Source organism: Ancylomarina sp. 16SWW S1-10-2 (assembly GCF_009669305.1).
Classification (GTDB): Bacteria; Bacteroidota; Bacteroidia; order Bacteroidales; family Marinifilaceae; genus Ancylomarina.
The window spans coordinates 1-433 of the sequence record NZ_SADB01000234.1 but is presented as its reverse complement, the minus strand read 5'-3'; the positions used below and the strand labels follow the sequence as shown (position 1 = coordinate 433).

At 70.4% G+C, this 433-nt stretch carries 1 protein-coding gene; it reads left to right on the top strand.

Annotation, left to right across the window (positions count from 1 at the left end; genetic code table 11):
- A partial coding sequence (locus EMN46_RS19100; RefSeq protein ID WP_154202607.1) for an efflux RND transporter periplasmic adaptor subunit occupies positions 1 to 433 on the top strand: 433 nt, incomplete at both ends.

Sequence of the window (433 nt, the reverse complement as noted above, 5' to 3'; positions counted from 1 at the left end):
TGGTACGCATGCGCATCGTGGCTCCGTTCGACGGCGTGGCAGGCATCCGCCAGGTGCACGTCGGCGAGTACGTCAAGGATGGCGCCGAGCTCGTGCACGTGGAAGACACGTCGCAGTTGGTGGTGGATTTCCGCTTGCCGGAGCGGCTGCAGCCGCGCGTGGCGGTGGGACAGACGTTGCACCTGACGGCGGACGCGCGCCCGCAAACGGTGTGGGAGGCCAAGGTGCAGGCCATCGATCCGGCGCTGGACGCTGACGGCCGCGCCCTCATCGTGCGCGCCGCGCTGCAAGACGCCCGCCACGGGTTGCAGCCTGGCATGTTCGTGCGCGTGGCGCTGGTGCTGGGCCGTGAACCGGCTGCCCTGTGGGTGCCCGAGGAAGCCATCCAGCCGCAGGGCCAGCAGTTCTGGGTCTGGCGTGTGCGGCAGGCGCA